A 19,296-nucleotide genomic window follows, 5' to 3' on the forward strand; every position below is an offset into this window, starting at 1 on the left:
AAATCAAAGAGTAAATAAGCAACAATTTGCTGGAATCGTAGTAATGATAGCTAGGGTGAGCTTGTTGAAAGATGAGAAAAACGAACAAAATAGAAGCTCTATTTTGGAGCATTGCTCTTCCTGGTTTTGGTCAACTTCTTAATGGGCAAATCATCAAACGAATAATTTTCATATTCTTAGAATTTCTTATAAACGTGATGAGTTCTTTTAATAAAGCAATCATGCTTAGTTTTTTAGGGAAAATAAGTGAGGCAATTCAAATAATCGATTATCAATGGCTGATGTTTTATCCATGTGTTTACATGTTTGCAATGTACGATGCCTACAAGTTTGCTGGGGATAATACTTCACCTTTTTCTTTTTTTCCTTTTGCTTTTGGAGCTTATTTCGTTACAGTTGGTCTAATGTTTTCAACAAAACTAACTATTTTCGGTGTATTATTCGGTCCAATTTTCCTTCCAATGTTATTTTTAATACCTGGATTATTAGTTGGATTCTTATTTCGTTATATATTTAAAGAAATTAACATTTCACACTAAAAAAAGAAAATGATTCCTTAACATAGGAAACATTTTCTTTTTAGCAAATCATTGGGTTTTCATGACATTCCTAACGTATCCAGTTAAAAAATGATGACAGAACCCTACAGGTCAATTACTTTTTTTAGGCTCTATAGCCGTTCTCCTTAAAAATCATATTCTTTGTCTTTTTTCGCACGAATGGACTCGAAAGCTTCAACTGTTAATACTGTATCTTCGACTAGCCTTTCTAAACGGAAAAGGATATCATCATTTACAATTTCCTTACGTAAAAAGTCTTTTTCTTCAATAAATACATATGTTGGAACGATATGAGCTTTCATATAGGCTAAGACTGGTTTTAATTGTTGCTCCACCATCAAATAGTGCTTCGCTGTACCAGCTGTCACAACACTACTTACGACTTTGTCACGGAATGCGTTGACTGGCAGCAAGTCGAAGATATTTTTGAGTGTTGCCGGAATGGATGCTTGGAATGTTGGTGTCCCAATGATAAGGGCATCTGCTGTCATTATTGTTTCTGTAACGTATTTTGTATCCCCTTCATATTCAAAGTAATTACGTCCATCACTAAATTCCACTGTATATTCTGCTAAATCTAAAAGTTTAACTTCATGCTCAGGGTACTTTTGTTTAAGCATTTCAACTGTTTTAAGCATGGCTGTTTTTGTCTTTGAACCAACGATAGATCCCGCTAGTGCTACAATTTTCATGAAATTCGCCTCTTTTCTAATGGTTGTATGTTTTTTGATTGCTAGAATGAAATTGTTCCGCAAGATTCCAAAATACCTCTAATACCAATTGATTTTCTATTCATTTAATTGTTGTATTAAAGTTAATCGTCTCCCAGAAATCCCCTTGATTTTTATCACTTTTATTATTAATTTGTTTCCGCGCCTACGATTAGGTCTGTGTGCGAGGGTTTTCATGATGTTCCCTATTATTTAGCTGTATATTTTTTGATAGCTGGTATGATATCGTTCCCGATGATTTCGATGTTTTTCATAATTTTTTCAAATGGTACGCCCCCGAAGTCAATTTGTGCCATAAAGCGCTGCATATCGTAAAGTTCATTTTGATATAGGATTTTTTCAATTATTTGTTGTGTACTGCCCACCATTAATGCGTCACGTGTATCAGGTGCTTGAGCAAACTGCTGTTTAGGGTAGCCGTCACCACGAATCGCCTGGAATCCACCATTGATATGTGGATACATGCCTTGTAATGCTTCTTTAGTTGTATCTGCTACATAGAACAAGCTTGTTGTTGCAATTGGTAATGAATTTGAATCAAAGCCACTCTGTTCAGCTGCCTCACGATATGCATCAACGGAGTGCTTAAAGTTGACTGCTGGACCGCCTAATGTAGTTAGCATCATTGGAATTCCCATATGGCCGGCTTTTATGGCACTCGCAGGTGGGCCACCGACAGCACGCCAAATGGGAATTGAGCCTTTTTTTGGCTGTGGCAGAATATGTGCATTTTGTAATGGAGCACGGAATTCGCCTTGCCATGTAACATGATCTTCTTCATTTATTTTTTTGAGAAGTTCTAATTTCTCCTCGAAAATTTCCTCATAATCCTGTAAATTAATGCCAAGTAAGTGATAAGCACCAACACGAGAACCACGACCTGCAACGATTTCAGCACGGCCGTCTGAAATTAAATCGATTGTGGCGAAGTCCTCATACACACGTACTGGGTCTGATACGCTTAATACCGTTGCAGAACTTGTAATTTTAATTTTACTTGTAGCTTGTGCTATGGCACCAAGAACTACGGTATGAGCTTGAGTTGTAAAGTATGTTTGATGACTTTCACCAACACCAAAAACATCAATACCAGCTTGTTCTGCTAGCTTGCTTGCCTCAATTAATTCATTAATTCGTTGACTCGCTGATATACGCTCACCTGTAATTGGGTTGGGAATATGGTCTCCCAACGAGTAAAGTCCAAATTCCATGCCTTTTGATGGATTGATTCGATATTGTTCCATAAATTAATCCCCCTCAATTGGTTGTAACTTTTCTTCAATTTCAGCACGACGACCTTCTAAAAACGGTGGTAAATCTAATTTTTCACCCAGTGTTTCAATTTCTCCATCGATTGTAAAGCCCGGTCCATCTGTAGCAATTTCAAATAGAATGCCGTTTGATTCGCGGAAATATAAGCTCTTAAAGTAGAATCGATCCACAATACCCGATGAATGAAAACCACGTGCTCTAACTTGTTTATCCCAGTAAGCAAGTTCAACCTCATCTTTAACTCGAATGGCTAAATGATGAATACTGCCACGTCCTGGTTTTTCAGAAGGACCGTCTAAAGTTTTCACAACGATTTCTCCTAATACTTGGCCCTGTATCGATTGGAAAATTGCTTCATTTTTCATACGTGATACTTCTGTATAGCCAAAAACTTGAGTAAGTGTATCTGCTAATTTATCAAGTCGGCGAACAGTCATTTCCACGGAGCCCATCCCCTGAATTTGATAATCTATTGGTACGTTTGATTTTTGCCACGTCTCCCAATGCTGGGCTTTCTCACCGTTCGACACAAGTAGCACCAATCGGAGGCCTTCAGAATCTTCAAAGTGAAGAGCTGGTTTATTGGCATACGTTGTGATGTCACTGTGTTGTACACCGTATTCCTCAAATCGGTCTTTCCAATAGATTAAGCTCTCTTCTGTTGGTACAAGCAAACCGATTTGGGTGATAGCATTTGTGCCACGGTATGTGCGTCCAGCGAGTGGTATCTCAAAGAATGATAACTCTGTGCCAGCACTTCCTGTTTTATCTCCGTAAAATAAGTGATACATCGACGGATCATCTTGATTTACCGTTACTTTCACACGCCGTAATCCTAGTACATCGCGATAAAAGTAGTTATTTTGTTTTGCATTTTTTGTAATCATTGAAATATGATGATGTCCTGGTATTGTATACATAAGTTTTTCCTCCTAAATATCATTTGAATAGTCAAGTGATAGGGTAAAAAAATTACCTTTTCGGCAATTTCTTTTCTTCACTATTTTTTTGTACACGTGACATGAGCGAATACAACATTTTTTGTTCCTCTTCTGATAAACACTCATCAAAGAATGAGGATTGAAATTCAAGTTGATCTTCAAAGGCGCTATCTAATTTTTCTCGTCCCTTATTCGTTAACGAGATCGTTTTCGTTTTCCACTCTTGCTTGCGTTCAATGAGTCCTTCTTTTTCAAGTCGAGCGAGCATACGCGAAATACCGCCTTGTGTCACTGTGACTTTCTCAGCAAGCTCACTTTGTGTTAATGGTTCATATGTTGAGATTTGCATTAATACATCAAATTGTGCAGTTGTTAAATCAAATTGCTTTAAAAAGTCATTTGATAGTAAATTACTTTGATGTGTGAATCGTGTAAGCCTCAACCAGATTAAAGACCCGCGAGTATTTTTTTGCATATTGTTTATCACTCCCTTTCGATAAACTCACTTTACCACTCAATTGATAAAAATACAAGAGAAATATCTCAAATTCGAAATACTTTACTCTTTTTCTATCCTAAAATAAATCCATCATCCCTACATCTGATCAAATATTTGCGTTTACTATTTTTTCAATACAATTCGTAATAAATTATATAAACTCATAACGTTTTTTAAAGCATAAGTATGCCACCAAATAAAAAAGTAAAAGTTTTCCTCTTATTAAACCAAAAGTTTGCCAGAGCTAATTTAACCAGTAAACATATGTAGTTATCAATTTTAAGTTTCCCTCCTAACTTGGGCAATCTTTTGGTTTTATAAAAAACTTTTGACACCTTTATGGTTTTTATCAGTAACGGTAAACTCCATAAGGAAATTCTTTTACAAGATAAAGTATCTAACATTTAGATTCATCTTTCCCACACCCTCTATAAGAAAATGCCATCTAGCCATTTGAAACTATTTTAAACATTAAAAATACAAGCAGGAAAATTGATAGTATTCCAAGGATTATTTTTCCTTGTAATGTCCATTCTAGAATCTGCTGAATAGAGTACGCTTCTATAAATAGAGCAGGGATTTTCCCTACGGTACTAGCAATTGAAAAGTTCCAAATACCAACCTTGCTCCCGGCACTCACTAGCGTCACGATACCAGATGGGATATATGGGAAAATTCTAAGTGCTAATATTAGCAAGAAAGCCTCCATCCCTTTAGTCTGCTGCAATCTAATTAAATATTTATTTTTAATTGATATCTTAGTTTTTACTTTATTAATACCTTTTCGATATAGATAAAAACTAATTATCGCTCCCACTGCTTCCCCTAGTATAGACATCAGTAATCCATTCCTAAATCCAAAATAAGCTATATTGGCAGATGTTATAAAAACACTTGGGATTACACCAAAGACACTAATAATAATATTTAATAAGATACTTATGAGTACTGCGTATATGCCGCTTCCTTCAAACCATTGTAAAACCTGTATTTCCATTCAAATCACCGAGTTTCATTTATAAATTAAAAACACTGCTTTTATACCTAATTGCTTCCTATCTATTGGTATTCTTCATTGCAATGATTAACTACATCAAAATTGCTATTCTCTTGTAAGTTTACTGGAGCATTGAAAAGCTCTTCGGTACCATCAATATACCAGGAATGTCCAATTTTAGGTTTACTTAAATCAAGTGTTACCCATATGACAATGGGATTACCTTTATTTAATTGCTCAAGAGTTTCTTCCCTATTACTACCACTTAGATCTTTCGCAACTTTTTCCCCCTCAATTTCTTTAAGAAATTGATTAGCTGCCTCAACAATTGGCACAAAAAATCCTCTTTGTTCCCTCGGATTCCCAGCGTATGCTTTATAGGGATCTGCGCCGTATATCTTGCCATTTTTCTTCTCAAATGGCGCCTTTGGTAAATATTTATCAGCCATTTTAGTTTTCGTAACATCATATCCATAATAATTTAGTACAGAAGTTAATGAAGTTATTTCACATCCATTGGGCAGTTCCGGATACTGCATTAGGCTTTTAACAGGAATAAATACGTAAGTATGATCTGCATTCCCAACACTTGTTTCTCTACTTATTTCATTACCTAAAGATATATGATTTGTAGTAGTAATCTCAAGGATTTCCTGATCGATTTTAACAGGTATCTCATTTCTATCTAATTCATATGGCTGCATTACCATATTTTGCTGAATTATATAACTAGTACCCATATCAAGTGGTCCTGAAGTTGCCTTACCTGCTTCATCAGTTGTTAACGATTCAATTATCTCCCCAGATTTCAAATCTACTATTGTAAATCCAGAATTATTTATAGGAACTTGTGTATACGTATCTCTATTAACAATGATTATTCGCCCTTGTTTCGTCATTTTTTGTTTTCCATTAGAAGGAACTCTAGCAATAAAAAAAAAAGCAGGAAGAATAAGGTTACAATCTTCCTGCTTTTTTTATAAGCTACTCATTACCAAACAATAAGTATTTCCATATAGATATTCACTTTTCACATTTACAACAAAAACCAGTACAGCCAGACTATTTCTCTCCGCTTATTTTTCCAACTCTATTACAATATCCTCTAATACAAACTCTTCTTTCCCTTTTCCTGGTTTTTCAGGGATTGGGATTTCCTTTGGTCCATCATTTGTCATTTCAACAGAGCCGAAATTTTCAGCAGTATGTTCTCTAAACATAATATGAGGGGTTATAAATAACTTTGATGCATGTTCATCTAGTTTTTCAAAGGTCTTACTCCAGCTCATGTTATAGCCGTCACCTGAACCGCCATTTCCCTCACCAGTATATAAGTTTCCTAAGTCATCCCTGATCTCAATTTCAACATCTACTGCATGCCATTTGTTGCTGACTTCCTTGGATATTATCTGATCGTAATATACGATGAATGACATCGGTGTAAAGGATATTTTTCCAATATTCACCTTTACCCCCTTAAGTTCTGAACTTCCCTCACTAATTACATCTTTTCTTTCCGTTGCCTCTAAAGCAAGAGCAAACTTCCAGCTGCCATTAATTTCTTTATATTGTTGATCTGGCAATGTTATACGATCGATCTCCCACTTAATCTTAGCCCTATCAACTTGATCCCGATCTAGATTGCTTGCTGTAACGATGCCGACATATTGGTGATCATCCACCTTTGAAATGCGTGCACTTCCTGATTGGCTGCCTACTCCTTTAATATCTAAGGAATCTTCTAAGATCGGATTATCCCCTAAATCATGCTCGCTAACGATTGAATAAGTTAATGAAATCGTTTTGCCATCAAAGATTGCATCGTTTAGCGTGACTTTAATGCCATTGCTATCATCAGTCATATTGATTTCTGTCGAATATTCTTTATAATCATCATAAAGACCAGTCCGCCCATTATCCAAGAACCTAAAAATATCCCCGATTACCGGAATGCTGCCCGCATAGGCTGGCATAGTCAATCCAATAGCTGTCACTGACAATCCGCAGAGAATAGCGGCAGCAGCTACATTTTTCTTCCATCCCTTCACCTTTTTCTCTTGACGAATCGATTTTCTTAACGCTTTTTTCACTCTTGCCTTCTCCAGTTCATCTATTTCAATTTCTTCATATTCAGTTTCGTCGATGTCAATATCATTTAAAAGTTCATAAATATCCTTCATACAAGATTCCCTCCAAGGTCAAGATTTGCAGCTTTTATGTGCAGCTTCTTTTTCCCGCGATAAATGCGATTGCTTATTGAAGATTCCGTTAAACCAAGTCTAAGTGATATTTCCTCTGTTCTTAGCCCTAAAAAGAATTTCATTATAAAAATCTTCCTATCAACAGGTTCTAATTGATTGATTAGCCGGATTAAATCTGATTTATCTTCCATAAGTAATAGTTCATCCTCAGCGGATTTCTCAACATGCTCCACAATGATGTCTCTAGCAAATTCCTTCTTATTAGTTGTTCTTCTGTAATAGTCAATCGCTTTGAACTTTGCAATCGAACAAATCCATTTTCTAAAGTCTGTTTCATCTCCGTGAAATTTCTTTGAATGGTTCCAGATTGATAGAAAAATATCGTTAATACATTCTTCAATGATCCCTTCATTCTTCAGCGGCGCAAGTATTTTATGGGAAATCCCCTTCATTAATGGTAAGTATTTATCAACAATAAACTCTAACGCATCTTCCTTTTGATGCTGCAATCGTTGAATATAATTGTTTTCATTACATTTCATGTCAATTCCCCTTATTCTTTTGTAAAAGCTTTTACACTGTATACAACGTTATGAAAAAGAATTTTTCTCACAGATTTAGAAAATATTTATTTTAACCGATATTATTTTTCGGAGAAAGCTTTGTATCAGTATTATGAATCTTAGAGACTAACACCGTTTGAATACATATCAATGTGTTTTTTCAGCTAAAAAACCCTGCCAATAAATTATTAGGCAAGGTTTTACTTAAAAATACAACCACTTATTAACTTCTTACATGTCAGCAAATCGCGGTCACATTTTTGGCATAGGATTGAGGAGGATAAATTGCGAAACTAACTCCTTTCACGAGGGGTAATATACATGATGAAATATCCAAATATCAAAACTAGGATAACAATTGAATAGAGTAAGGTATTCATAGGATTATCATGGTCGACAATAATTAACCTAATCATCGCGGTAATACCAATATAGATAAAGTATCTCAGCGGGAAATGATAATTCTCCTTGAAGTATTTCACAATCATAGATATAAATTCAAAATACAAAAAAAAGATAAGTATATTGGCAAGAAAAAGTTTATAATCATTGCTGTCATTATTGAAAAGCAATTCAATAAAAACAATTAACTCCTTTACCAGTAAAGCAGATAAAATGCCTGCTAAAATAACAAGTGAAACATTCAAAATCAATTGTAACATTAAAGGGATCCACCTTATAATATTTTCAACAGCACTTTTCATCCTCTCACCCGCCTATCTTCAGTTCCTTAATTTTAAAAAGATATTAAGACAAAAAGATAGACATATTTCGTAAAGTTTATGTAAAGAGGATTTAAAATTAAGCTTATTTTTTCATAGATTCCATTATTTATTGAGTAACGCTGAGATAATTTAACGAATGACTTCATTATTACTAGAATACCCAGGCAGATTATCCACAAATATATTTAATGCCTGCTTAAATTTCCCATCAATCATAATTGTAATATCCTCAACTTCTTCACCTGTTTCCCTATTTATAAATGTATCATCTAACATTCTTAGCTTATTATTGTTTTCCATAGGATCTTCCTTCACTAACAAATACGGAATATCGATGATGATATTTATCCGATTCTTATATGCTAATTGTTAAAGGTCCGCCACTGAAAATATGTGATCCCTAAGTCTAAAAATCGCTTAGTCTTCCACGTGCCGGTGCAATAGGAAACAACGTCCCATAGCGTTCAACGTTCATATGCAAGTGTTGAATGTCTGAGCCATTTAACTAAACTACTCTATCAGCAATATTTAGTTTGCAAGCTGTTCGAAATTTTTCAGTTATTAATAATATCGATCTATTTACCTTTAAACTAGTACATCTTAACTCTAAATTTATACATATACCTCATAGGAAATAAGTATCTGTGTATTATTCATCATTTTATCAGGAGAGTGGAAAATACTTGTAAAAGATTCTTCGAGGGACTACCATAATTCATATAGAATGAGTCGAAAATAGGAGCGATTGCAAATGAAAGAATTAATTCATGAATTATGTGGCAGGTTTTATTTCGAAGAAGACCAATGCGTATGGAGGCAAGATCAAAAATTAATCGTATTTGATAAAGAATTTGAAGCGGTTATTGACATTCTAGAATATGACGAAGAATTTGATCAGGTCATAGAATTTGCTGAAGATGTAAAAGGTCATTTTCAAGATGAGCAAGTAGAAGCTTTGTTGAAGTTTTACGAGAATAAGAATGAAATTATTTTAAAGCTAGAGACGGCCATATTCGAATACTATCAAAACAATCGTAACATGTATGATGCACCGATTATTAAAGACAAAAATGAACTTGGCTGTTTTTTAACGGATATGGGCATTTTTATAGCCGAAAAGGAACAAGCTGGCTTAAGAAAATTGGGGATTACATTTGAATGCAGTTGGGACCCTGGTCATGGATTAGGTATCCTGCTAAAAAACGAGGAAATAGTTGCCATTGGTACGATAGATGATGCGATTGTTTAATTATCAGAGAAAGTCGATATATAAATCTATTAATGTTAATTGAAAACATTTTTTCAATAAATTTTTTCAGTAAAACATGCTATACTATATAATGCATATTAAACACCTTCCAGTTTACATAAATTGGAAGGTTTTCTATTGGCGAATCAAGTAAGAAAAGAGGAGACACAAATTGAATAACGAAACAAAGCATAAATCCGTTATTATTGCCTTGTTAATTGCAACCTTTCTTACTGCAATTGAAGGGACAATTGTCAGTACGGCTATGCCAAAAATTGTAGAAGACTTAGGCGGAAGTGAATTATATACGTGGGTGATATCTGTTTACCTTCTAGCTACAGTTATCAGTACACCCGTATTTGGAAAACTCGCTGACTTATACGGCAGAAAACTGATGTTTGCCATTGGAACAATAATTTTTCTCATTGGTTCCATGCTTTCCGGTCTATCACAAACGATGGAACAGCTTGTTCTATTCCGCTTAATTCAAGGGATCGGAGCTGGTGCGTTAACTACAATTCCGTTCACCATAATAGGGGATGTATTTGAATTTAAACAGCGAGCGAAGATTCAAGGGTGGATCAGCAGTATGTGGGGAATCGCAGGAATTGCAGGCCCACTTGTTGGCGGGTTTATTGTCGACACCATATCGTGGCACTGGATTTTCTACATGAACCTTCCATTTGGAATTATTTCATTAATTTTATTATGGGTTTCTTTAAAAGAGCAAATAGAAAAGAAAAAGCAAGTAATCGACTATGCCGGGATTCTCACATTTGCCATTTGTATGACATCATTCTTATATGCATTAACACTGTTAAAAGAGCACAAACAAGTTACAGGAAGCATTACTGCATTCCTAATTATTGCGTTCATTGGCCTTTGCTTATTTATTTGGATTGAAGCAAAAGGGAAAGAGCCGATGCTGCCACTTTCACTATTTAAGAATTCACTTATTACTGTTTCAAATATTGCCGGATTTCTATTAGGCTTTATTCTTGTAACGGTAACTTTCTACATTCCATTATGGGTGCAAGGAGTAACCAATTTAAATGCCACTTATTCGGGAATTGCGATGCTGCCAATGTCTGTCACATGGCCGATTGGAGCAATCTTTTGCGGAAAATGGTTAGGCAATAAGTCAATTGCCCATGTTACCCTAATAGGTACTTTAATTGTTATACTCAGCTGTACCGGCTTTGTTTTCTTCCAAACAAATACGCCAGTGCTCATGATGATGGTGGTTACCGCATTTATTGGACTCGGTTTTGGATTAGCCTTTACCGCATTTACGGTTGCCGTGCAATCAGCTGTTGAATGGCATCTGCGCGGTGCCGCGATGGGATCTCATAATTTAATGAAAAACCTAGGACAAACGATTGGGATCGCCGTTTCAGGTCTATTGCTAAGTGATGAACTAAGAGGACCTGCATTAGAATCCAGCTTACATTCTGTATTTATCTTACTCGTTGTTTTAGCCATCTGTTCCTTTGTTGTAACCGGTGTGCTTATCAGGAAGAAAGAGTCTGAACTTGCCGTAAGATAACGAATCAAAGGGGCAGGTTCACTGTCTCATATAACCAAAAATAAAATGGATGGAACAAGGGGCCGAACTCCTGGTCCCATCCATTTTATTTATTTTCTTTCATTGCAGGCACTCTCGCCCTTAATTCTGATAAGAATGCATCCTTATCTTTAGGGGAAATTTTTATCTCACCCATAAGACCTGACCGATAGGAAATAGCTATTGCATCCATTGAGGATAAAATACGATAGCCTGTAAAAATATCTTTTGTGGGGCGAATGCTTGTTATTTCTATATATTGGACACGTTTTTTAAAGGGTCCGGTCTTTACAAGCAAATGATTTTCCTGAAATGAATAACTGATTGAAAAACTTATCCAAAGCAAAAATCCCACTGTTAGGAAGAATATAGAAAGCATACATACAATACCGAATAAATCTATTTGCTTATCAAGAAAAAGAGGTAAAACACATGCTATCCCGATAATTACTATGGCACTAATAAGTACATACAGATAATATTTATCAATTTTGGATTGAAAGACCATGTTGCCTCCCCCCAGTTTTATATTATTCATATAAACAGGATATGAACTTTTCTAGATTCATCATTCCTTTTTAAAGAAAAAAGAATAGCTGTAAAATAGAGATAACTGCCATTCCTATAATTGGTGCCAATTTTAATACAGCAAACCCTGCTGTTGTTGAAATGAGTGGCTCAATTGGGTCTTTCGCTGGCGAGGCAAGAAAATTAATAAAACGCTCCCATCTTTTCCCCCGCGACTGCATTGGAAAATCAGGAATTTCCACATGATATTCATCTAACTTTGTACGAAGATGATGTTCCTTTTTAAAGGGATCGTGATTCATTGAAATCACCCTCCAGTTCTACTTTTAAACTTTGGATTGCTGTGTGTAATCTCGATTTAACTGTTCCTTTTGGGATATTAAGGATCTCTGCAATTTCTTCGTGTTTCATATCATGATAATAGAATAAAAGAATGACTGCGCGCTGTTTATCTGGGAGATTTGAAATGGCTTCCCGAATCGTCAGCCGATCGGTATGATGAAATTCTTCTTTCGTTATTGGTGCAAGAAAAGGCATAAACGATTGCCATTTTTTCCGCCGATTTAATTTATCTATCAGTAATCGGTAAGCTATTTGAAAAAGATAAGATTTAACCTTCCCTTTACCTGGCTGATAATGATGTTTATAACGCTGAAGCTTGACAAATGAATCTTGAACAATATCAATCGATAATTGTTGATCCCTTGTATAGCGATAAATAAATGAATATAGAGCAGGCTTTAAAAGGGTATAGATGCTTCCCAATGCTTCGTCATCTCCCTTTTGATATGCAATCATTAACTCATCTGCACGCTCAATCAATTTGATCTCCCCAGCGCTCTTTAATCGCCTTCAGCGTTAGTGAAACTCTTGAAATTAAATAGATCATCGAAACAAGCGTCCATACCTGTGCTTGATTCGTGAAAAACTGGACAAAAGCATTTTCTACATTTTCGCCCTTCGAAATTAATAGATTTAATACTTGAACACAAATAATTGAATAAATAGCTAGACAAAGTGTAAGAGTATCAAAAACATTCCAACGTAAATATATTTTTGTCTTTTTAAAATTAATTTTGCCATTCTCACGTACAATATGTTTTCGATCCATCGGAATCGCAATCGCTAATATGAGCACCATTAACACTCCACCAATTACTAGAGAAATGATCCAGCCAGTATCCATAATAAACTACCCCTTTTCTCTCTTTTCTTACTTTACATGCGAGAAGGGGAAAAAGTTCATTTTAAGTGAAAAAATTTTTCAAACTAATGAATGCTGCTAAGGATCAGCTATCAAATTTTTTACTATCCCCAAATGATCTATGTAACAAGTGCCGTTAGCCAATTGAATTGAAAACGAGATCATTTTCTCAAAATTCTTTACGGTTCATTACGATTAAAGTCTAGCTTTTCATCATGCCCATCATTTTTTATCCTTCAATCATTACATCCAGTCCAGTTAGTTTTATTACTTTTAGAGGTACTTCAATGCTTAAGTAATAATTGTCTATAATAGTCAAACGGCTTTTCATCCTAATTTGTTCTCTATCCACTGTATTTGGAATGAGATAAAAATCATGAATTAAGCAATTAATACCTCGCATACTAACTTTCAATCTATTTTACTTAAATTTTCTTTTTTTTAGATAAAATAATGCTGCCAGTACGACTTGAATTAGAGGAACAAATATTGCCCATGGAAATCGTGGGGACCCGCTAAAATACCAAGCATCCGGATATAGTAAAATTGCACTAATCAGCATAAGCTTCCAAGATTGCTTAATAAGTGCATATATAAAAAGAACGACGGCAGCAATTAGCAAAGGATAGAACAGTTGTAAAGTACCTAACAAAAGACCCATAAATTCTTCGATGGTATACTCCCCCCATAATAACTTAATTATTTTGCAGATCCTTCTTTCCTTGCGTTTCTACAACCGATATATAATTTTCTTGGTATGATTTCCCCCTATGATCTCACCATCATAAGAAAATAAAACCGCTATGAAAAATTATTCACTCATATTAAAGTGCAGCAAGCATAAAATTTAAAAGATTTTTAACAAATAGATACATTGGTCCATAGGAGGGATTATCCAAATGCATGAACGATGTGTAATTATTACTGGTGCTAATTCAGGGATTGGAAAAGCAGCAGCAATACAGTTTGCATCAAAAGGCTACACAGTCATCATGGCTTGCCGAAATTTAGAAATTAGTAAAACTGCACAAACTGAGATAATAAAAACTGCCAATAATAGGAATGTCCATCTAATGGAGGTGGATATGTCCTCCTTTCATTCGATTCGAAGCTTTTGCACTCATTTTATAAATAAATTTGAGAAAGCAGATATTTTAATTCATAATGCCGCTTATTTTAATCATGGAGAAAAATATCAGCTTAGCCCTGATCAAATTGAACTCACTTTTGCTACTAATGTGTTCGGTCCTTTTTTAATGACTGCCCTCTTATTGGATCCATTAAAAAAATCGGACGACGCTAGAATCCTTTTTGCTGGCAGCAACATTATTAAACATTTTTTCAATGAAAAAACAGAGATTCATTTTGATAATTTACAAGGAGAATATAAAGACAGCCGGAGTCATCGGGTGTATAAAATGTATTGCCAATCAAAAATGGCTTTGCTTCTTCTTACATTTAAATTGGCCGAAGAATACCAGGAAGACGGAATCAAAGTGAATATCCTCCAAATCAATGGAGCTAAAATGTCCAAGCAAACAATTAATAAGGTCAAACCTTGGTGGAGACCCATTGCTATGGTACAAAACCTTTTCTTCCCGCCTGCAGCTTACATGGCAAATAACTATTACGAAATATGTACCTCTGATGAATTTCTGCAAACATCTGGAAAGCTGATAAATGATAAGCTAGAAATCATGCAGCCTGCACCAAATGAACAACTTGGTTTATATAAACAGCTGAAACAAATTATTGGTTCCACTCTCTACCCATTTTACGCAGAAAATCTTGAGGTGAAAGAGCAGTTATGGGAATTATGCAAAAAACTTACTGATCACAAGCTTTGAAAAAAATTCATGAAATGATTGTTCAAACAAATCACACTATCGATTCTCAATAATAGAAAATTTCATTGAAGAGCATTATCGGTCCTTTACCAAATTTTCTTATACTTTTCAATATTCTCCAGGCTTATAAATGCCTTCTGTAATTGATGTGGACAAATCTTATTGTATTTTTTGATTTTTTTATTAATCTCTTCTACTTCACTTTTTGTTTTACACGATTGGACTAATTGGGAGATTTCCTTTTGCAGCTTCACCCATTGCGGCAAGTATCCAGCATCCTTCGCAATCTTTTGAAAGTGCTGGAATGTATCCATCTGCAAATATTCCTTAGATAACGGCTTTCCTTTGCCTTTATTATTAAAATTATCTTTCTCACCGGCACGCTCCAAAATCTCACCTATTAGATCATTGTATTCCCTGCTCATGGAACCACTCCTTATTATCAAATTAGTCAATCCTGTTTTTAAGCCTATTTCATTAATTTTTCTACTTTACTCTTGATCTGTAAACCTTTGTATGTCATTTGATAGGATAGCCGTATCCCATGGATGCCAAAAGTAGGTGGCTCCATCAAACTGTATGCCGAATTTAAAGGCAATAGGGTCTTCTGAGTAAAAAATCATTTCGTAATATGTTGGATCTCCTTTTTCTGTATTTGGCTCAAAAGTAGAATTTACTTCACTGCTTACTAACAAATGAAGAAGGCTTTTTACTTCTTCAACTTGTGTGATTTCAGAAATCAATTTGTTTCCTTCAGATGTATAAGCCTGATAAACTTCAATTTTCTTAACTTTTTCTGTGGGCATATCTTTGAAATGCCATTTATAATCTATCTTATCTCTAGAATAATAGACTTGGTAACCATTTATCGAACTCTTCGACTTCACAGCAATTAAATTCGGATGTCCCTTAATATTAAATATTTGTGTCCCCTTCTCATGGAAGGCTGCATCCCCATTTTTGATTTTATAATTTGGATTTGTTACATTATCCGCAACTTTGAATTGAACTGTACCAATCATCTTATTGACAAGATTTTGATCAGCTAAAACACCAGAGTATACTCCATCATACGTTTGACCGTCTAATTTGATAAAATCAACCCAATCAATGACACTATGTTGTTCAAATGGCATCGAACGGCACCCAGTTAATAAAAGTAAACTTACTATAAATAAACACCACTTTTTCATTGATATCGCCCCTTTTTATAATCGACGAATTTCAAGGAAATCAGTTTCGTTTAGAAAGGAAAAAGAGACATGTTGGCAGTTCCGTACATTCAATACAAATGGATGGGACAAGGAGCCTGAATCTGAACTCTTGACTCGATCTCATTGTTCCAGCATCTATCCAGTATATGCTGAAAATGGTGAGGGAAAAGAGCTATTATAGGAATAATGCAGAAAATTAATTATGAGCAAAGCTATGAAAATATCACTCTTTAAATCTTCCCATAATAATTGTGTTGTAATAGTTGCCATCAGAGAGGATTTTGTCCTTCTTTAATATCCCTTCAATTTCAAAACCCAGCTTTTGATAAAGTTTGATGGCTTTATCATTTGTTTCTAAAACTTGTAAGGTGATTTTTTTTAAGCCATTGGAATCTGCCCAGGAAATAGATTCTTTTAGAAGGTTTTTCCCAATCCCATACCCCCAGTACTCTTTTATTACGCAAACTCCGAATTCAATTTTATGTGAGAATCTTTTTAATTGATTCCCTTCGCATCGTGAAAATCCAACCACACGATCACGAACCTCAGCAACTAGAAATAGGTTTCTATTACTTTCAGTATCCGTATGAATTAGTTTTTCAAATCCCGCTGCATCTATGAAGCCCTCCCCTTTTTCTCTATCCATATTTTCGGTTTCACCGTCTATTTGTACTCTTAAATTAGACAATGCTTGTGCATCATTAGCGGTTGCCGATCTTATAATATAGGTAACTCCATTTACTTCAAATTCTTGTTTAGTTATTAGCATTCATTTAAATCTCCTTCCATCACTAAGTTTAGCTTTTCTAAGATGATTTTCCATACAGCTCCCACTTAATATTTAGTTGTTTTCGTTGGCCTATAAAGCAAAGTTTTGGTACATTTTAATCATTTCTGCAAGGATATCAAACCAACCAGCCTTGTTGTATTCATTTTTCACTCGATAGTTGAAAAGCGGGAACCAATCCAATAAGGGATGTCCTTATTCCTAATCAGCTGCCCAATTAATTTCTTTATCATACATTTCGTTTTCATGATCTTAGGCATTTGGATTATCATATTCTTCAAAATAATCCGCCTGCACACACACATCTTTTTTCTAAATTTTACCACAATTTACGACTTTTAGCTTTTATCACAAAAAAACGCTTTACTCATTATCGAAGCAAAGCGCGATTAAACATTATTTTTTAGTAATAATTTTATCGATAATCCCGTATTCCAGTGCTTCCTCGGCGGTCATATAGAAATCACGATCACTGTCTTTAGCAATTTTTTCTACTGGCTGTCCTGTACGATCGGCAATAATGCGATTGACATGATCCCGGAGTTTAAGAATTCTTCGTGCAGATATTTCAATTTCTGTTGCCTGCCCTCTTGCACCGCCAAGCGGCTGATGGATCATAATTTCGCTGTTTGGAAGGGCAAACCTTTTCCCCTTCGTACCAGCAATTAGCAGCAATGCTCCAAATGAGGCAGCCATCCCCATACAAATGGTGCTTACATCTGGTTTAATGTACTCCATTGTATCAAAGATCGCAAAGCCAGCAGTTGTCGAGCCGCCAGGGCTATTAATATAAATGGAAATATCTTTGTCTGGGTTATCAGCTTCCAAAAACAAAAGCTGGGCAATGACACTGTTAGCAACTTGCTCATTAATTTCTTCCCCAATAATGATAATTCGATCCTTCAATAGACGTGAGTATATGTCATACGAGCGTTCCCCACGATTGGAATGTTCAATTACATATGGAATGGTACCCATTAAAATTCCTCCCTTTATTATGCAGCGATACAATAAAGGTCAAGAGAAGATGGAGAATACTTTTTCTCAGCCAGCTTGGGGACATTTGCCAATGAAGGAATATCCGATACATACTCAATTAATATGGATGGGTCTTCAGATTGTAAGGATTGATATATCAGGTTACCTAACAGTTCCCTTTCTTCCTCACACCAGTAGGAATCCACTGATTGCAGATTTGTTTCTTTCTCCAGCCGCTTCCTTGTTCTATGAATGAGCGCTTTCACAGCCATTTCCGATGTATCCATCAAATCTGCAATTTCCTTTGCTTGGTAGCTGAATGCCTCTTTCAATAAGAAAATGATTGCTTGTTTAGGTGTTAACCTATTTACTAAAAGCATTACTGTATCAAGCAGGTCATCTGTGTTTAAAGAAACAGCATTTGCTAATTGCTCCTCATGAAAGCCAACAACTTCACGATTTCTTTTTCTAATTGTATCAATCCATTGATGATAAGCAATTTTGTTCAAAAGTGCAGGACTTACATCTGAAGAATGATAGTGCTGGATCGCTTTTAAGACTGATTCCTGAACAAGGTCGTCAGCATCCCATTTGTTCTTCGCGAGAAAACGGCAATACCGCAAAAGACCTGGATACAGTTGATTCAATTGATTACTCCCTTTCTCTATCTGAACCCTTTCATTAGCAAACAAGCTTTTATAAGAAACCATTCTATTCACTCCTTTTGAACCTCCTTGCCTTTATAACGGATAGAGGAGGGAAGAAAGATACGGGCACAAAAAAAATTTTTTATTGTAATTATACTCATTTTGTTTTGAAGAGTGAACAAGTCGATATATAGTTAATAAAAATCTGTGAGTACGTATTAACAAGTAGTTGATATTGATAATGAAATGATTAATAAATACTTACTGCTGTTTCGCTGCATGCCTACTTACCTGGTAACGTGCATCATAGCTCTCGGTTGGGTACCGATGAGCTCTATTTTTCCTGTTTGCGGGCATCATACACCTCGGTTGGGTACCGATGAGCTCTTTTTTTCCTGTTTGCGGGCATCAAACTACTCCTATGGTTACCGTTGAGCGCTATTTTTCCTGTTTGTGGGCATCATACACCGCATTTGGTTCCCGCTGAACGCTTTTTTTCCTGTTTGCGGGCATCAAACTACTCCTATGGTTACCGTTAAGCTCTATTTTTCCTGTTTGTGGGCATCATACACCTCGGTTGGGTACCGTTGAGCGCTATTTTCCCTGTTTGCGGGCATCATACATATCGTTTAGTTACCGCTGAGCTCTCTTTTCACTGTTTGCAGGCATCATACACCTCGGTTGGGTACCGCTCAGCTCTATTTTCCTTGTTTACGGGCATCATACACCTCGGTTGGGTACCACTGAGCGCTATTATCCCTGTTTGCGGGCATCATACACCTCGGTTGG

The 19,296-nt window shown here is 35.6% G+C and carries 23 protein-coding genes; 4 read left to right on the forward strand and 19 right to left on the reverse strand.

Annotated features, from left to right (window positions below; all coding sequences use genetic code 11):
* Nucleotides 1-71: 71 nt before the first annotated feature.
* Nucleotides 72-539 carry a hypothetical protein gene (locus ASU02_RS17215; RefSeq protein ID WP_057765862.1) on the forward strand — a complete coding sequence of 156 codons (468 nt, stop codon included), beginning with the start codon at nucleotides 72-74 and terminating at the stop codon, nucleotides 537-539.
* A gap of 146 nt (nucleotides 540-685) precedes the next feature.
* Here the strand turns inward: ASU02_RS17215 and ASU02_RS17220 are convergent, their stop codons facing one another.
* From ASU02_RS17220 to ASU02_RS26470, 10 genes are all read right to left on the reverse strand, one after another.
* The gene (locus ASU02_RS17220) at nucleotides 686-1,252 is read right to left on the reverse strand and encodes an NADPH-dependent FMN reductase (protein WP_057765864.1); all 567 of its coding nucleotides are present in this window, start codon (nucleotides 1,250-1,252) and stop codon (nucleotides 686-688) included.
* Nucleotides 1,253-1,479: 227 nt separating this feature from the next.
* Nucleotides 1,480-2,535 carry an LLM class flavin-dependent oxidoreductase gene (locus ASU02_RS17225; RefSeq protein ID WP_057765866.1) on the reverse strand — a complete coding sequence of 352 codons (1,056 nt, stop codon included), beginning with the start codon at nucleotides 2,533-2,535 and terminating at the stop codon, nucleotides 1,480-1,482.
* A 3-nt stretch (nucleotides 2,536-2,538) separates the two neighbouring features.
* Complete coding sequence (locus ASU02_RS17230; RefSeq protein ID WP_057765868.1) at nucleotides 2,539-3,483, reverse strand: ring-cleaving dioxygenase; 945 nt, start codon at nucleotides 3,481-3,483, stop codon at nucleotides 2,539-2,541.
* A 52-nt stretch (nucleotides 3,484-3,535) separates the two neighbouring features.
* Nucleotides 3,536-3,979: a MarR family winged helix-turn-helix transcriptional regulator gene (locus tag ASU02_RS17235; RefSeq protein ID WP_057765870.1), complete on the reverse strand. Its 444-nt coding sequence runs from the start codon at nucleotides 3,977-3,979 to the stop codon at nucleotides 3,536-3,538.
* A gap of 469 nt (nucleotides 3,980-4,448) precedes the next feature.
* Nucleotides 4,449-5,000, reverse strand: coding sequence for a TVP38/TMEM64 family protein (locus ASU02_RS17245; RefSeq protein ID WP_057765874.1), 552 nt, complete (start codon nucleotides 4,998-5,000; stop codon nucleotides 4,449-4,451).
* Nucleotides 5,001-5,062: 62 nt separating this feature from the next.
* Nucleotides 5,063-5,899 carry a C39 family peptidase gene (locus ASU02_RS17250; RefSeq protein WP_057765876.1) on the reverse strand — a complete coding sequence of 279 codons (837 nt, stop codon included), beginning with the start codon at nucleotides 5,897-5,899 and terminating at the stop codon, nucleotides 5,063-5,065.
* 177 nt (nucleotides 5,900-6,076) lie between these two features.
* Nucleotides 6,077-7,180: a DUF4179 domain-containing protein gene (locus ASU02_RS17255; RefSeq protein ID WP_057765878.1), complete on the reverse strand. Its 1,104-nt coding sequence runs from the start codon at nucleotides 7,178-7,180 to the stop codon at nucleotides 6,077-6,079.
* Nucleotides 7,177-7,743: a sigma-70 family RNA polymerase sigma factor gene (locus ASU02_RS17260; RefSeq protein WP_057765881.1), complete on the reverse strand. Its 567-nt coding sequence runs from the start codon at nucleotides 7,741-7,743 to the stop codon at nucleotides 7,177-7,179. The genes ASU02_RS17255 and ASU02_RS17260 overlap by 4 nt, the downstream gene beginning before the upstream one ends.
* Nucleotides 7,744-8,057: 314 nt before the next feature.
* Nucleotides 8,058-8,468, reverse strand: coding sequence for a phosphate-starvation-inducible protein PsiE (gene psiE / locus ASU02_RS17265; protein ID WP_057765883.1), 411 nt, complete (start codon nucleotides 8,466-8,468; stop codon nucleotides 8,058-8,060).
* Between the two features lie 150 nt (nucleotides 8,469-8,618).
* On the reverse strand, nucleotides 8,619-8,789 hold the full coding sequence (locus tag ASU02_RS26470) for a hypothetical protein (protein ID WP_157684527.1): 171 nt from the start codon (nucleotides 8,787-8,789) through the stop codon (nucleotides 8,619-8,621).
* A gap of 451 nt (nucleotides 8,790-9,240) precedes the next feature.
* Here ASU02_RS26470 and ASU02_RS17270 point away from each other — a divergent pair, with 451 nt between their 5' ends.
* Both ASU02_RS17270 and ASU02_RS17275 read left to right on the forward strand, forming a co-directional pair.
* On the forward strand, nucleotides 9,241-9,738 hold the full coding sequence (locus tag ASU02_RS17270; RefSeq protein WP_057765885.1) for a DUF6985 domain-containing protein: 498 nt from the start codon (nucleotides 9,241-9,243) through the stop codon (nucleotides 9,736-9,738).
* A 172-nt stretch (nucleotides 9,739-9,910) separates the two neighbouring features.
* A complete protein-coding gene (locus tag ASU02_RS17275; protein ID WP_057765887.1) occupies nucleotides 9,911-11,284 on the forward strand; it encodes an MDR family MFS transporter in 1,374 nt (457 codons plus the stop codon).
* Between the two features lie 85 nt (nucleotides 11,285-11,369).
* Here the strand turns inward: ASU02_RS17275 and ASU02_RS17280 are convergent, their stop codons facing one another.
* The 4 genes from ASU02_RS17280 to ASU02_RS17295 form a co-directional block, all read right to left on the reverse strand.
* A complete protein-coding gene (locus tag ASU02_RS17280) occupies nucleotides 11,370-11,810 on the reverse strand; it encodes a PH domain-containing protein (protein WP_057765889.1) in 441 nt (146 codons plus the stop codon).
* 70 nt (nucleotides 11,811-11,880) lie between these two features.
* Complete coding sequence (locus ASU02_RS17285; protein WP_057765891.1) at nucleotides 11,881-12,132, reverse strand: hypothetical protein; 252 nt, start codon at nucleotides 12,130-12,132, stop codon at nucleotides 11,881-11,883.
* The gene (locus tag ASU02_RS17290; RefSeq protein ID WP_057766043.1) at nucleotides 12,113-12,628 is read right to left on the reverse strand and encodes an RNA polymerase sigma factor; all 516 of its coding nucleotides are present in this window, start codon (nucleotides 12,626-12,628) and stop codon (nucleotides 12,113-12,115) included. Before ASU02_RS17290 ends, ASU02_RS17285 begins: the two co-directional genes overlap by 20 nt.
* A gap of 16 nt (nucleotides 12,629-12,644) precedes the next feature.
* On the reverse strand, nucleotides 12,645-13,016 hold the full coding sequence (locus tag ASU02_RS17295; RefSeq protein ID WP_057765893.1) for a hypothetical protein: 372 nt from the start codon (nucleotides 13,014-13,016) through the stop codon (nucleotides 12,645-12,647).
* A gap of 917 nt (nucleotides 13,017-13,933) precedes the next feature.
* Between ASU02_RS17295 and ASU02_RS17305 the strand changes: the two genes are divergently transcribed.
* Nucleotides 13,934-14,881, forward strand: coding sequence for an SDR family NAD(P)-dependent oxidoreductase (locus ASU02_RS17305; protein ID WP_057765897.1), 948 nt, complete (start codon nucleotides 13,934-13,936; stop codon nucleotides 14,879-14,881).
* A gap of 86 nt (nucleotides 14,882-14,967) precedes the next feature.
* Here the strand turns inward: ASU02_RS17305 and ASU02_RS17310 are convergent, their stop codons facing one another.
* The 5 genes from ASU02_RS17310 to ASU02_RS17330 form a co-directional block, all read right to left on the reverse strand.
* Entirely contained in the window at nucleotides 14,968-15,306 is a 339-nt protein-coding gene (locus tag ASU02_RS17310; protein WP_057765899.1) for a DnaJ family domain-containing protein, read from the reverse strand.
* A 66-nt stretch (nucleotides 15,307-15,372) separates the two neighbouring features.
* Complete coding sequence (locus ASU02_RS17315; RefSeq protein WP_057765901.1) at nucleotides 15,373-16,074, reverse strand: hypothetical protein; 702 nt, start codon at nucleotides 16,072-16,074, stop codon at nucleotides 15,373-15,375.
* 244 nt (nucleotides 16,075-16,318) lie between these two features.
* Nucleotides 16,319-16,864, reverse strand: a complete 546-nt coding sequence (locus ASU02_RS17320; protein ID WP_057765903.1) for a GNAT family N-acetyltransferase — start codon at nucleotides 16,862-16,864, stop codon at nucleotides 16,319-16,321.
* Between the two features lie 414 nt (nucleotides 16,865-17,278).
* Nucleotides 17,279-17,860, reverse strand: a complete 582-nt coding sequence (gene clpP, locus ASU02_RS17325; RefSeq protein ID WP_057765905.1) for an ATP-dependent Clp endopeptidase proteolytic subunit ClpP — start codon at nucleotides 17,858-17,860, stop codon at nucleotides 17,279-17,281.
* A 17-nt stretch (nucleotides 17,861-17,877) separates the two neighbouring features.
* Nucleotides 17,878-18,570: a sigma-70 family RNA polymerase sigma factor gene (locus ASU02_RS17330; protein WP_057765907.1), complete on the reverse strand. Its 693-nt coding sequence runs from the start codon at nucleotides 18,568-18,570 to the stop codon at nucleotides 17,878-17,880.
* Nucleotides 18,571-19,296: the final 726 nt, after the last annotated feature.

The organism is Cytobacillus praedii (assembly GCF_001439605.1).
GTDB classification, from domain to species: Bacteria; Bacillota; Bacilli; order Bacillales; family Cytobacillaceae; genus Cytobacillus; species Cytobacillus praedii.